This is a genomic window from Photobacterium sp. BZF1, assembly GCF_014349205.1.
Classification (GTDB): domain Bacteria; phylum Pseudomonadota; class Gammaproteobacteria; order Enterobacterales; family Vibrionaceae; genus Photobacterium.
On sequence record NZ_JACSOF010000039.1, the window covers coordinates 32,257 to 45,816 of the forward strand.

The 13,560-nt window shown below is 52.7% G+C and carries 10 protein-coding genes; 3 read left to right on the forward strand and 7 right to left on the reverse strand.

Translation table 11 applies throughout. The features are described 5' to 3' along the window. Nucleotide 1: 1 nt before the first annotated feature. The 5 genes from BIZ37_RS10875 to BIZ37_RS10895 all read right to left on the reverse strand — a co-directional run bounded on the left by BIZ37_RS10875 (nucleotide 2) and on the right by BIZ37_RS10895 (nucleotide 8,378). Nucleotides 2-1,000 carry a PstS family phosphate ABC transporter substrate-binding protein gene (locus BIZ37_RS10875; RefSeq protein WP_370577334.1) on the reverse strand — a complete coding sequence of 333 codons (999 nt, stop codon included), beginning with the start codon at nucleotides 998-1,000 and terminating at the stop codon, nucleotides 2-4. Between the two features lie 79 nt (nucleotides 1,001-1,079). Continuing rightward, nucleotides 1,080-2,384: a phosphate regulon sensor histidine kinase PhoR gene (gene phoR / locus BIZ37_RS10880; RefSeq protein ID WP_187461524.1), complete on the reverse strand. Its 1,305-nt coding sequence runs from the start codon at nucleotides 2,382-2,384 to the stop codon at nucleotides 1,080-1,082. 51 nt (nucleotides 2,385-2,435) lie between these two features. After that, nucleotides 2,436-3,125 (reverse strand): phosphate regulon transcriptional regulator PhoB, encoded by a 690-nt coding sequence (gene phoB / locus BIZ37_RS10885; protein WP_039469114.1) that lies wholly within the window; start codon nucleotides 3,123-3,125, stop codon nucleotides 2,436-2,438. 198 nt (nucleotides 3,126-3,323) lie between these two features. Then, nucleotides 3,324-7,109 carry an SbcC/MukB-like Walker B domain-containing protein gene (locus tag BIZ37_RS10890; protein WP_187461525.1) on the reverse strand — a complete coding sequence of 1,262 codons (3,786 nt, stop codon included), beginning with the start codon at nucleotides 7,107-7,109 and terminating at the stop codon, nucleotides 3,324-3,326. 24 nt (nucleotides 7,110-7,133) lie between these two features. Next, nucleotides 7,134-8,378 carry an exonuclease SbcCD subunit D C-terminal domain-containing protein gene (locus BIZ37_RS10895; protein WP_187461526.1) on the reverse strand — a complete coding sequence of 415 codons (1,245 nt, stop codon included), beginning with the start codon at nucleotides 8,376-8,378 and terminating at the stop codon, nucleotides 7,134-7,136. Between the two features lie 153 nt (nucleotides 8,379-8,531). Here BIZ37_RS10895 and rdgC point away from each other — a divergent pair, with 153 nt between their 5' ends. From rdgC to BIZ37_RS10910, 3 genes are all read left to right on the forward strand, one after another. Further along, nucleotides 8,532-9,443: a recombination-associated protein RdgC gene (rdgC, locus tag BIZ37_RS10900; RefSeq protein ID WP_187461530.1), complete on the forward strand. Its 912-nt coding sequence runs from the start codon at nucleotides 8,532-8,534 to the stop codon at nucleotides 9,441-9,443. Between the two features lie 264 nt (nucleotides 9,444-9,707). After that, the gene (gene yegQ / locus BIZ37_RS10905) at nucleotides 9,708-11,105 is read left to right on the forward strand and encodes a tRNA 5-hydroxyuridine modification protein YegQ (protein ID WP_107301070.1); all 1,398 of its coding nucleotides are present in this window, start codon (nucleotides 9,708-9,710) and stop codon (nucleotides 11,103-11,105) included. A gap of 5 nt (nucleotides 11,106-11,110) precedes the next feature. Beyond that, nucleotides 11,111-11,365, forward strand: coding sequence for a YfhL family 4Fe-4S dicluster ferredoxin (locus tag BIZ37_RS10910; RefSeq protein WP_107301069.1), 255 nt, complete (start codon nucleotides 11,111-11,113; stop codon nucleotides 11,363-11,365). A gap of 55 nt (nucleotides 11,366-11,420) precedes the next feature. Here BIZ37_RS10910 and mepA read toward each other — a convergent pair whose 3' ends face one another. Together mepA and BIZ37_RS10920 are read right to left on the reverse strand one after the other, a co-directional pair. Then, nucleotides 11,421-12,266, reverse strand: a complete 846-nt coding sequence (gene mepA, locus BIZ37_RS10915; protein WP_187461527.1) for a penicillin-insensitive murein endopeptidase — start codon at nucleotides 12,264-12,266, stop codon at nucleotides 11,421-11,423. A gap of 116 nt (nucleotides 12,267-12,382) precedes the next feature. Next, complete coding sequence (locus BIZ37_RS10920) at nucleotides 12,383-13,363, reverse strand: sugar-binding transcriptional regulator (RefSeq protein WP_187461528.1); 981 nt, start codon at nucleotides 13,361-13,363, stop codon at nucleotides 12,383-12,385. Nucleotides 13,364-13,560 lie beyond the last annotated feature (197 nt).

Here is a 13,560-nt window from a genome sequence, read left to right on the forward strand (position 1 = left end):
GTTACTCAAGACCTAGTGCCAGCAAGGTTTGCTTCACAGCTTCTGCGGGAAGCGGCACATACCCATCTTTCTTCACCAAATCCTGCCCTTGGTCAGACAAAATAAAGCGGATAAATTCACTTTCGAGCGGCGGCAGTGGCCTATCTGGGTGCTTGTTCACATAAACGTAGAGGTAACGAGCCAATGGATATCGACCGCTCGCGGCATTCTCAATCGTCGGCGCGACATAGTCACTGCCTTTACGAGCAATCGGCAGAGCCCTAATCCCCGTAGTTTGGTAGCCCACACCAGAGTAGCCAATCGAGTTGAGGGACGTTGAAACCGACTGTACCACAGAGGCCGAGCCCGGCTGCTCGTTAACGTTATTACGGAAGTCCCCCTGACACAGGGCCTTCTGCTTGAAATAACCATAAGTACCGGAAACAGAGTTACGACCGAACAACTGGATACTGCGCTTTTCCCAACTGCCAGTCAGCCCCAACTGCCCCCAGCGAGTGATCGCTTGGTTCCCACCGCAACGCAGCGTCTGGGAAAAGATAGCGTCCAACTGGGTAAAATCGAGCCCCTGCAGTGGGTTATCCTCGTTGACGAATACCGCCAAGGCATCGATTGCGACCCGGATCTCTGTCGGCTTGTAACCGTATTCTTGCTCGAATGCCGCAATTTCCCTGGCCTTCATCCGCCGGCTCATCGGTCCAAACTGGGCGGTCGCTTCGATCAAGGCCGTGGGCGCGGTTGACGAGCCTGCGGCCTGGACCTGGATATTCACACTTGGATAGGTTCGCTTGAATTCTTCCGACCAGTAGGTCATTAGATTGGCAAACGTATCGGAGCCGACCGATGATAAGTTACCGGAGATCCCTTTGACCTTGACGTAATGAGGCAACGGGCTGTGATCTGCCTGCGCCGGACCAGTTGTGGCCAAGATAGACATTGGCAATACAAGGTACAAGGTAATTTTCTGCCATCGGGCCATGGCCTGCCTGATCCGGTTTATCATTCGACTTTTATGACTCCTCAAAACAACAAAAGCGGCCTTTAGGCCGCTCAATACTTTAGCATATTTTTAGCACTTCGCTTTATGCTGCGTTAGCAATCAAACGCTGTGGCAGGGTAAAGGCAAACGTACTGCCGACACCTACTTCACTCTCTATCTCGAGGTGTGAGTCATGGTGGCTCAATGCATGCTTAACAATCGCTAGCCCCAAACCACTACCGCCAGTTTCACGCGAGCGGGCTTTGTCGACCCGGTAGAAACGCTCGGTCAGTCGATGAATATGCTGCGGCTCGATGCCCTGCCCTTGGTCGGTCACTTCCAACCTTGGGCCAGCAGAGGTCAGGTACCAGCGTACCTTCACCTCGGCATCTGCCGGGGTATGCTTGACCGCATTGTAAACCAAGTTGGAGATCGCACTGCGAAGCTGGTCTTCATCCCCCAGCACCTTGAGCGACTTATCTACCTCGAAGGTAAACAGCTGCTCTTCACCGCCACTGAGTGAAATCGCTTCTTTCTCCAAAACATCAAGCATCGCCGGGACATCAATCGTCTCTTCCAGTTCGATATTCGGTGCCGCCTCGATTTTCGACAGGGTCAGCAACTGCTCGACCAGGGAGTTCATCCGGGTCAGCTGTTCGGTCATGACCCCGTGGGCTTTATCCCACATCGGCCCCACCAGCATCTCGGGATCTTTCGACATCTCCAAGTAACCCTGCAACACCGTCATTGGCGTACGAAGTTCATGGGAGACGTTGGCAAAGAAGTTGCGTCGCATACCTTCAAGCTGCTTAACCTGCGACACATCACGCACCACCATCAGGTATTCCCCCTCGGTGTAATGCATGATCCGCAGTTCGAGTGTGCGGTCATAGTTAAGCGGAGAAGTGATTTCGAGCGGGGTCTCAAACGACTGCTTGCTCAGGTAACGGACAAAGTCCGGGCTACGGAGCAAGTTGCTGATCGGCTGGCCGGCATCATCCGGCCAACGGAAACCAAGCAAATGCTGGGCAAGCTTGTTACACCACACGATGTTCCCTTCGCTGCGAAAGACAACAACAGCATCAGGAAGGGACTCCGCACCGTTTCTGAAACGGCGGATCAAGGTTGCCAGCTCTTTGCGACGACGTCGGTTACGTTGCTGTAAACGGTAAATCCCATTGAAAAGAGGCTCCCAACTGCCCGATCCCGAAGGGGGGGTTAGGCTTCGCTCTTTCCATAACCAGTTGGACATCTTCAATAAATTATGAAAATGCCAGATTAACTGGATCCAAGTTGCGACCAGCAAGAACCAGGGCATATAACCAAATACCCACCCTAGTGCGATCCAAGGCAAGTAGAAAAAGAGTAGTTCCCAGACTAACTTCTTCCACGACAGCCGTTCTACCATTTATTACTCCGTCACCGCGTTACCCGCCGTGCGCCTGCTTAATTGTTACTACTATACTCGGGTCGAGAAACGGTAACCCGCTCCGCGCACCGTCTGAACCAATTTATCGTGACCGCCGGTTTCCAACGCTTTTCGTAGACGACGGATATGAACATCAACAGTTCGGTCTTCAACATACACGTTGGTACCCCAAACGTTATTCAGCAGCTGTTCGCGGCTATATACACGCTCTTGGTGGGTCATGAAGAAGTGAAGCATCTTGAACTCAGTTGGCCCCATATCCAGCGGTTGTTCATTGGATGTCACGCGGTGCGATACTGGGTCAAGCTTGAGGCCCTGAACGTCAATCACGTCATCCAAAGAAGTCGGGGATACACGGCGCATGACCGCCTTCAGGCGTGCCATCAGCTCTTTTGGCGAGAACGGTTTGGTGATGTAATCATCCGCACCCACTTCCAAGCCACGTACTTTATCCTCTTCCTCACCACGGGCAGTCAACATCACTACTGGGATCTGGCGGGTCATTTCGTCACGCTTCAAGTGCTTGATAAGATTAATTCCTGAGCCACCTGGTAGCATCCAGTCGAGCAAAATCAGCTCTGGATACGGTTCGCACAGTTTCTCCAGTGCCATGTCATAATCTTCGGCTTCAATCGCCTGATATCCCTTCTGCTCAAGAACGAAGCAAAGCATCTCGCGGATTGGAGCTTCATCCTCTACAACAAGAATCCGTCTTACCATCGTAATCAATACCTATTAATTGCTGTCTTTCGAGCGCCATTATGTGTGTTAAGTATGACACTTTTGTGACTTTCACGGAGAAATACGTAACTGAACGTATATCATACTGTCATATAGCATCATGTAGCATTTAAATGCAACATATTGATAAAGAAGATAATTAGCGATGGCCTGCTCTTTCCAAGCAGGCCAACCACCTTATCCTCTCACCCTGATCTGGCTACGGCCGCCCCCTTGGGCTTCAACCGCAACCTGTACCCCAATACGCTCAACCAGCGTTCCGACATGGGAAATCACCCCGATTTGGCGGCCATCAGCCTGCAATGCATCAAGACAAGCCAATGCCATCTCCAAGCTGTCCGGATCCAGCGTACCGAAGCCCTCATCAATAAACAGCGAGCCTAACTGGCGGGTATCTGCAGCCAGCGAGGCCAATGCCAACGCTAGTGCTAGCGACACCAAGAAGCTTTCACCGCCGGACAATGACTCCACACTACGGACCTCATCGCCCATATCATGGTCGACCACCTGAAGGGCCAATGGGCTATTCGGCACCGGCTGCAGCGCATAGCGCGGAGCAAGGTCATGTAGGTGCTCGTTGGCCAGCATCACCAATTGCTGAAGAGTCAAGCCCTGTGCCAAAGTGCGGAACTTATTCCCGGTTGCCGAACCGATCAGCTCGCTCATCTGCAGCCACAACTCAGTTTGCTTCTGCTGGGCTGCCATTTTATCGGTCAGTTCACCAGCCTGCTGCAAGGCCTGCTCGGCCATGGTCAGTCGCTGGCGCAGCTGGAAGATCTGCTCATCACAAGAGAGCTTTTCGCTGTTCCAGCCCTCACGCAACTGGCGCACAGCGGTGTCATCTTCAGCCAGTATTTCGGTATTGATATCATGGCCGGCAAACCACTGCTCGGCCTGCTCAGCCAAATCCTTATGCTGCTCAATCGCACGGGCACGCTCATGGACCCGTGTTGCCACTTCGGTACGGGTATCCTCCAGTGCCTTTAGCGCGTTCTGCTCTTGCTCAAGCCAGTCCTCGTCCTTACTTAGCAGTTGCATAAGCTGATGCTCGTTGAGCGCCAGTTTTTCCTGCCAGCCCAGCCAGTTATGAACCACCTGACGGTGCTCTGCAGAGAGTTCTTTGTCCTGCTGCTCAAGGCCTGCCAAAGCGGCAGAGGCAGCAGCCATAGTTTCACCCGCCTGGCGCTGGGCCTGCTCAGATTGTTCATGCTGCCGCTGGGCTTCTGATACGGCAGTTTTAGCCTGCTGCTCAATCGCATCCGCCGCCTGCTCACCAAATAAACTTACCCGCTGCTGCCACAAGGATTGAACCTGCTGCTGCAGCTGCTCAGCCTTTTGCTGCTTTTCCAGCGCCTGTTTATAGCTGGCTGCCATATTCGCTTCCAGCTCTGCAAGTTGCGGAGCTAACTCATTAAGCTCACGCTCGACCTCTTGCTGGGCCTTATGGCTGGACAGGTACTGCTCCACTTGGTGTTTTAACTGCTGGATATACTGCTCGGCACCGTGCTGGCGCAACATATCCAGCCACTGACTGTTACCGTATTGCTCGTTCAGGGCCTCGCCACGGGATGACAGGATTTCCTGTTGGGTCTGGCTCTGCTGATCAATCGACTGCAACCGCTCTGTGCGCTGGGTATTGGCTTGCGTTTGCTGGTGAACATGCTCTTTGATTTCGGCTTCTGCCTGTTGCAACTGCTGGCGCTGGTACTGTAACTGTCGGCCTTGCTGTAACTGTTGCTGGGCCGATTCCATACCCTGCTGCAAAGTCCTGATCTCACCATAAGCCTGCTCGGCTTGCTGCTGCCACTGTACCAATTGATCGTTGAGGTGGCGGCTTTCAGCATCTGCCGTCAATGGGGTCGAAAGTTCAACCTGCTCAAGCATCACCAATAGTTGGCTGACAATTTGGTCGCTGTAGGCACGGTAGCGAGCCAGTTCGTTATCGATCACAGCCAGACGTTGTTGGCACTGCGGCAACTGCTGTTGCAGGTGGCGTCTTTCGCCCTCACCGTTTTGCAATAGCTGCTGCAATTCACGTAAGCGTTGCTGCTGGCTGTGCAGCAAGCCTTCAACAACCGGGTGTTGTTCAGCATATGGATGCTCAAGCGAACCACACAATGGACAAGGCGAGTCAGGTTGCAGGTGACTGCGGTACTCACTGAGGTTCACCACCGCCATGCTTTGCTGTAGTTGCTGTTCGGCCTCTTGGTAGCGGGCCATGAGCTGTTCCATTTCCGGCGATAGCGCCTCCAGCCTGGCTTCTGCCTGCTGCTTGAGCTGACTCAGCTCTTGATGCTCGACCTTGAGCTTCTCCATCTGCTCGAGCAAGGTTGACCATTCTTTGGTGCCCGACATTGCCTGACGCAAGGTATCAAGTTCTGCTTGCTTGCTGGCAAACTGTTTCTGGCTATCGGCTATCGCCTGCTCTTGCTGCTCAATCTTAAGCTCCTCAAGCACCTTGGTCACCGCGTCAAGCTGGCCGGTAACCTCTTTCTGCTGCGCCTCCAACATTGCAGCATTGCGATCGTGGGACTGCTGCTCAAGTTGCAGTTGCTGCTTCTCTCGCGACAATGTTGCCAAGGTGCGGTGGGCAGACAAATACTGATCTAAGTTGTCCAGTACCGGCTGGTACTGCTCAGCAACGCCAGCTAGCTCGCGGTTTTGCTCAAGCACTATAGCCAACTGGTGGTGGCGTTGCTGCAATTGCTGGCGCTGGTGTTTTTTCTGCTCAGCAGCCTGCTGCTGCTCATTGAATAACTTGAGCTGTTGCTGGTAGTCCGTATCAAGCTCAGCCAGCTGGCGCTGACCTGCTGCCAATTGCTCGTCGAGCAAAGCAACCTGCTTGAGCTTGGGCTCCAACTCATCCCAGTGCAGCTTGGCCTTCGCCAGTGCCTGCTTGGTACCCTGCACCCGATTATCCGCCTCAAGCAAGCCCTGCTTGTGCCGAGACAACTCATCTGTGGCCTTGGCAATAGATGCCTGCAATTTGCTCAGCTGAAGCTGGGTTTGCTGTAGCAAAGTAAAATCGCTACGGGCCGGCTGGACCTTGGCAATCTGTTTGAGCTGCTCTTGGCGCGGAGCGGCCTCTTTAAGCTGCTCTTCGGCTTGAGCCAATGCCAGATCGGCTTCCTGTTGCTGTTGCTGCAGCCGGGTTTGGGTTTGCAGTGCCTGCTGGTGCTGGATCAACGCCGCTAAAGAAGCTTCCCACTGACCCAACTGAACTTTGAGGGCATCAAGCTGGCTGGTTAGCTGGGCTTTTTGCTCGTCATCAAGCAGTTCAATATCACCTAGCTGGCCCTGCAAGGCCTCAAGCTTTTGTTTTTCCTCACGAGCCCGCTCATAGGCGGCCATCGATAGGCGGCCGTAGATCTCACCGCCGGTCATGCGCTCAAGCAAAGCGGCGCGCTCATCGGCACCGGCTTTCAGGAAAGCGGCAAATTCGCCCTGTGGCAGCATGACTGCACGACGGAACTGCTCGAACGACAGTCCCACCAGGCGCTCAACTTCTGACTGCAACTCTGCTTTCTTACCGGCAAAACGTTGGCCGGTTTCCAAACTTTCCAGCCATTGCTCCGAAGCCTGAATACGGCCATCGGCACGCCCCCTGGCTCGGCGAACATGCCAATGGGCCCGCCAGTGACTGCCGTCATTGGCAACAAAGTCGACTTCGGCAAAACCTTCTGCTTTACCGCGCGACAAAATACTGCGGACATCATTGGCTTTGATCCTGCCGTTGTCGCCATCCCGGCCAATTTCCGCATCGTTTTTCTTGTTGGATTGCAGGCGGGGAATGCGGTCGTACAACGCAAGGCAAATCGCATCAAGCAAAGTCGACTTACCGGCACCGGTTTTTCCAGTAATAGCAAACAAACCCGCATCACCCAACCGGCCGCCAGCAAAATCAATCTCAAATGGCTGCTGCAAGCTAGCCAGGTTTTCACCACGTAGCGCTAAGATTTTCATTGTTGTTCTCTTTCTTGTTCTGGCTTACGACTCGACAGCATCGCTGTCTTCCACGGCAATCAACAGGCTCTCGAAAGCAGCAGCCATGGCTTCATCCGGCTCGCCTTGGTATTTCTGGCTCCAGCTCAAGCTAAAGACCTGCTGGGGCGTGACATCTGACAGACGACGCTGACCCAAACCATTTTGAGCTTGTTGTTGCTGATAATGCGGGGTGATTTTGGCCAACCTTACAGCCTTGCCTTCAAGCGCTTCGAGCACTTTTTCACGCAACAGGGCTTGTGGTTTATCCAGTTGGATATGCACTTCCAAAAATGGTTGCTGCTCCCGAGGACGCTCATCGACATCCAACGCTTTGAGCTCTTCAAGCACTTGCTCCAGCGGGCCCGGTGATGATGGCACCTTGAGCATATCAACAGCCCTTGGCACAGTAACCGATTCGATGCCGGTAAGTGTGGCACCATCTAGTTCAACCATGACAACCTGGTGGTTGTAGCCACGCTCGGACATCGACAGCGGCAGCGGGGAGCCGCTGTAGCGAACCTGTTCTTTCTTTGCCACACGCTGGGCCAGGTGCAGGTGGCCTAGCGCCACATAGGCCATATCATCGGCAAAAATAGAGGCTGGCAACGCGTGCTGGTTACCTCCGAGTACCCGGCGCTCTGACATTTCCGACAGTTTGCCCGATGCCATGTAGGCGTGGCCCATGCCGATCAAGGCCTGATCCGGCGTCTGGATCTGGCGCGCAGCCTCAGTCACCTCACCGTAAAGGGTCTCAACTCCTTTGATCAATCGATCGTCTTCTTCATCGAGATCTTCGGTACGCAAATCAGCACTGCGCAGGAAAGGGACAGCCAACACCCATGCCGTTGGCTCACCGGTTTTATTTGTCAACGGGACCAACATCCGCTCAGTGTCCAACTCGCCATCGGCCTGGCGGTGGATACCACCGACGATATGCAAATCAAACGCCCTTAGCAGTTCGTGCGGCGCATCAAGCTTGCTCGGCGAATCATGGTTACCACCAATCATCACTACATTGAGCTCCGGCATACTTTTCGCCATCCTTGCCAGGAAGCGATATAGCATCCGCCAGGCACTGGCCGGCGGATTGGCGGTATCAAAAATATCCCCCGCTACCAGCAGGGCATCGACCTGCTCTTGCTCAAGGGTCTGTGCTAGCCAGTCAAGAAATGCCTGGTGCTCGAAATCGCGGTTATAGCCGTGCAACTGGTGGCCCAGATGCCAATCGGAAGTATGGAGGATCTTCATTGCGGTCGATATGCCGTTATGGAAACACTTGTTTGGATTGTACCGCACTTTATGTTTTGCCCAAGCAGCAGAGCACGAAAACTTAAGACAAAAGCTAACCAATGCAATAAGATTGACAGCCAAATGCACAACCAAGGATTTGTAACAGCCATGATGTGGTTTAAAAACGTACTTACCTATCGCTTCAGCCGCGAGATCGACCTCAATCCTGATCAACTTGAGAAGCAACTTGAAGAGTTCCGCTTTACCCCGTGTGGCAGCCAAGATCAGCAGAAATTTGGTTGGGTCCATGCACTGGGTAAGCACGGCGACATGTTTACCCATGTAATTGGTGACAACATCCTGATTTGTGCACGCAAAGAAGAAAAAATGCTGCCAGCGTCAGTGATCAAAGAGACACTGAACGAGAAAGTTGAAGCCCAGGAAGCCGAGCAAGGCCGTAAGCTGAAGAAAAGCGAAAAGGACACCATCAAAGATGAAATCGTGATGGACCTGCTACCGCGAGCCTTCAGCCGCAAAAGCCAGACCTACGCTCTGATCATGCCAAAAGAAGGCTATGTACTGGTTGATGCAGGCAGCTTCAAGAAAGCCGAAGATCTGCTGGCACTGCTGCGCAAGTCTATCGGCAGCCTGCCTGTTATCCCGGTAACACCAGAAAAACCAGCCGAGCTGACCATGACCGAATGGGTACGTTCAAACACTTCGCCTAACGGTTTCACCATTGGCGAAGAGGCCGAGCTAAAAGCTATCTTGGAAGATGGTGGCGTGATCCGCTGTAAGCAGCAGGACCTATCCAGCGATGAAATCATGGCTCACATCGAAGCCGACAAGCTAGTGACCAAGCTATCTATCAACTGGCAGGACCGTATCGATTTCGTACTGGCAGACGATCTGTCTATCAAGCGCCTGAAGTTCTCTGATGAGCTAAAAGAACAGAATGACGATATCGACCGCGACGAGATGGCCCAGCGTATCGATGCTGACCTATCGCTGATGGCTGGCGAATTCTCTGCTTTCTTGCCGAACCTGTTCGAAGTACTCGGCGGCCTTGAAGCCAAAGCCTAACCGGCAACCTTATCTGTTGTGGCACCTCGCTTTGGGTGCCACTTTTCCTCCCTATCGGCACCCTCGCATTACAAACAAAACCCACTGTTACTCCCTATAATGAAAACTGCCTTATCAGCCGTTTACACTCACCAGCGACGAAAGTTTGCCTAATTCGGCAATAACATTGCTATTGAGGGGTAGATCACAGTAAAATCCCGCCTCAACTCCGTATCCCCCTGCGATGCGGCCTGATTTGCAATCAGACACTGGAATATAAGAGCTATGTTTAAACCTGAATTGTTATCGCCTGCGGGCAGCCTGAAAAACATGCGCTACGCGTTTGCCTACGGTGCAGATGCTGTGTACGCCGGCCAACCACGTTACAGCCTTCGTGTACGTAACAACGAGTTCAACCACGAAAACCTGAAAATCGGTATCGACGAAGCGCATGCCCAAGGCAAGAAGCTTTACGTGGTATGTAACATTCAGCCACATAACTCTAAACTGAAAACCTTCATCCGCGATCTGAAGCCTGTTGTGGAAATGGGCCCGGATGCACTGATCATGTCTGACCCAGGTCTTATCATGATGGTGCGCGAGAACTTCCCTGAAATGCCGATCCACCTATCCGTTCAGGCGAACGCCGTGAACTGGGCTACCGTGAAGTTCTGGGCTGCAAACGGCGTTGAGCGTGTGATCGTTTCTCGTGAACTTTCTCTAGAAGAAATCGAAGAGATCCGCGAGCACTGCCCTGAGACCGAGCTGGAAGTTTTCGTCCACGGTGCACTTTGCATGGCTTACTCTGGCCGCTGCCTGCTATCTGGCTACATCAACAAACGTGACCCTAACCAGGGTACCTGCACCAATGCCTGCCGCTGGGAATACAAAGTGGAAAAAGGCACTGAAAACGACGCAGGTCAGATTGTTGAAGAATTCAACCCAAGCGATGCCCAAGCTATTGAAGTACAGGACGAGCGTCCTGAGACCACTATCGGCCGCGGTAAGCCAACCGATGAAGTCGTACTGCTAAGCGAAGCGCACCGTCCAGAAGAGAAGATGGCAGCGTTCGAAGACGAACACGGCACCTACATCATGAACTCGAAAGATCTTCGTGCTATCCAGCACGTAGACCGTCTGACCAAGATGGGCGTTCACTCGCTGAAAATCGAAGGTCGTACCAAGTCGTTCTACTACTGTGCCCGTACCGCACAGGTCTATCGTAAAGCGATTGATGACGCTGTTGCTGGCAAGCCATTCGACGAAAGCTTGATGGGTACTCTGGAGAGCCTAGCGCACCGTGGCTACACCGAAGGCTTCCTGCGCCGCCACACCCATGATGCTTACCAGAACTACGACTACGGCTACTCAATCTCTGACAGCCAGCAGTTCGTCGGTGAGTTCACCGGCAAACGCCGTGGTGATCTGGCTGAAGTTGAAGTGAAGAACAAGTTTGTTGTTGGTGACAGCCTTGAGCTAATGACACCACAGGGCAACGTTATCTTCACCCTTGAAGCAATGGAAAACCGCAAGTCTGAAGTAGTGACAGACGCCAAGGGTAACGGCCACTTCGTATTTATCCCAGTACCGGAAGATATGGATCTGGAATACGGCCTGCTGATGCGTAATCTAAACTCAGGTGAGAACACCCGTAACCCACACGCACCAAAAGACGGTAAGTAATCACCATGGCACTGCTTATTACCACTAAGTGCATTAACTGCGACATGTGTGATCCCGAGTGTCCGAACGAGGCGATCACCATGGGGGCCGAAATCTACGAGATCGACCCTGACAAATGCACCGAGTGTAAGGGACACTACGACAAGCCGACGTGCCAGTCGGTGTGTCCGATCACCAACTGTATCATTACCGATCCCGACAACGTCGAAACAGATGAAGCCCTGTTCGAAAAGTTTGTCACCCTTCAAGGATTGGCATAAAAGAAAAGCGCCGAAAGGCGCTTTTTTGTATCTGCATTTTAGGCTTACAGTGGCATCACCCTGTGGCTGGTGTGCGCAACAACAACATGCACTGCGCTGGCGGTAGCGGTTTTTGTTTAGGCTTTTTATTCACCTTGGCGACCTTTTCTTTCTTTGCTTTAGGCTTGGGTTGCGGTTTCCAAGATGTTAGCTCCGCCCCACAACCATCGCCTGGTGGCGGTGCCTTTTGTGGCTTACAACTACTGTCGCCTTCAGGGCAATGTAACCTGACATGGAAATGGTAGTAATGCCCCCACCACGGCCTGACTTTCTGGAGCCAATCTCTATCTTTCCACTCCCGCTGGCACAGTTGCTCTTTAATTACCGGATGGACAAAGATCCTCGCAACACGCTCATCTGCAGCGGCTAACTGGATCATCAGGGCCTGCTTGTCGCCCCAGTTTTTCTTGTTAATCTTGTATTGCTTGATGTGGACCATCGGTAAGGGCTGAACGTCGATCAGCTCATCCTCACTGAGTGGGCCATCACTCAATTTGAGCCAAATATCTGCATCGAGTCCGGTCTGATGGCTCTTATGGCCCGATGAGAATCGTCCGCCCCGAGGCATTGCAATATCACCAACCAATAGCTGGCCTAATTCTAATTTGTTGACGCTTTTAGATAAATCATGGAGAAAACGGATCATCGATTCGTGGCCGTAATAACGCCCGCGCTGCGATCGCATCACCTGATAACCTTCCCCCTCCAAAGGCAAAGGCTCAGCCCCTGCCAAACAACCGTTATTGTAGGTACCAATCGACTCAGACTGGCCCTCTGACGGCGCTTTTACCTTTTCCCATGGGCTAGCCGCTGCAGGCAACCCTATCGCAATCCCTAACAGAAGGGCAAAAAAGTACCTCATGCCTACCCGATCCTTTTGTCACTTTTTTATCCGCATACTTTTGAGCATAGCAAGCAACAAAAAAGCTGCCCGTAGGCAGCTTGATCATTTTGGATCTAATATCCGACTCCCGATCGTTACTTCATCTGCTGATCGAGGTTCAAAATAGTCAGGGCATTGCTCACACTGGTCGCCAGCACATCAACCACACCGGAGCGTAGTGCGCCCAGCAATGCCAATGCTTTACTGTTCTCGGCAGCGGTAACAACCACTGTTGGAATATGCCTGAGCTCTTCCATGCTAAGTCCAATAACCCGATCGCTCATCATGGTATCGGCACGTCGACCCTGGCTGTCAAAAAAGTCATAGCCCGCAATATCCCCAACCACACCTTTTCGGATCCGCGCCTCGACAATCTCCTGAGGCGTAAACCAACCAAGTTTAACCATATGGCTGTTTTCATTCATATCCCCCACTCCCACCAGAGCGACATCTGCGCGCCTTGCGCGATCAAGAGTCTCCTTGACCGTGCCGTTCTTCATAAAGGCTTCTTTAACCTTGATATCCTCGACGTAGGCTGGCGCATAAAGCGTTTCACTAATGCCATCATATTTCTTGGCGAGCAGACGGCAAACATGGTCGGCATTGATGGCATTACCCGAACGGTGGGTGCCGCCAATACCCGATACAAATCGGCAGTTACGGTGGGGAACGACACCAACATGGCTAGCGATCGAGGCAATATTTCTTCCCTGACCAACAGTCACTACCATGTCATCGGTCAAGATCGATGACAGGTAGCTCGACACTAAGCTGGCAACCTGCTGGCGCTGGCTCTCGTCATCAGGCTGATCCAAGGCAATTAAGGCACGCTTCAAGTTAAAGCGCTCGACCAGCTGCTGCTCCAACTTCTCACTGAACACAGGGTGGTATTTCACGGTGATTTCCACCACCCCTTCATCCCTTGCCCGGCGGAGCAAGCGACCGACTTTGGCCCGAGACATCCCGAACATCTTGGAGATTTCTTCCTGGGTCGCCCCATCTTGGTAATAGGCAATGGCAATCTCGGTAAGCTGATCGCTGTCTACATGGGTAGTGTCATTCTGGGGCGCTGTCATAGCCATACCTTTGATATAAATAGGGTTACGAATAAGGTTTAATCTGAAAGGTATTTTAGCGGGTAATGGGGGGGAAGGAAAAGCGGTTCTGGGTCCTAGGTCCTGGGTCCTGGGTCCTGGGTTGATATGACCCCCGTAAAGTAGACACGGGGGTTAATTTCTCAGTTCGTACATCATGGGACTCAGTCCACCATTAG

Coding starts and splice junctions, on each gene's coding strand:
- BIZ37_RS10875 (WP_370577334.1), bottom strand. CDS start 1,000: ATGATAAACCGGATCAGGCAGGCCATGGCCCGATGGCAGAAAATTACC.
- phoR (WP_187461524.1), bottom strand. CDS start 2,384: ATGGTAGAACGGCTGTCGTGGAAGAAGTTAGTCTGGGAACTACTCTTT.
- phoB (WP_039469114.1), bottom strand. CDS start 3,125: ATGGTAAGACGGATTCTTGTTGTAGAGGATGAAGCTCCAATCCGCGAG.
- BIZ37_RS10890 (WP_187461525.1), bottom strand. CDS start 7,109: ATGAAAATCTTAGCGCTACGTGGTGAAAACCTGGCTAGCTTGCAGCAG.
- BIZ37_RS10895 (WP_187461526.1), bottom strand. CDS start 8,378: ATGAAGATCCTCCATACTTCCGATTGGCATCTGGGCCACCAGTTGCAC.
- rdgC (WP_187461530.1), top strand. CDS start 8,532: ATGTGGTTTAAAAACGTACTTACCTATCGCTTCAGCCGCGAGATCGAC.
- yegQ (WP_107301070.1), top strand. CDS start 9,708: ATGTTTAAACCTGAATTGTTATCGCCTGCGGGCAGCCTGAAAAACATG.
- BIZ37_RS10910 (WP_107301069.1), top strand. CDS start 11,111: ATGGCACTGCTTATTACCACTAAGTGCATTAACTGCGACATGTGTGAT.
- mepA (WP_187461527.1), bottom strand. CDS start 12,266: ATGAGGTACTTTTTTGCCCTTCTGTTAGGGATTGCGATAGGGTTGCCT.
- BIZ37_RS10920 (WP_187461528.1), bottom strand. CDS start 13,363: ATGACAGCGCCCCAGAATGACACTACCCATGTAGACAGCGATCAGCTT.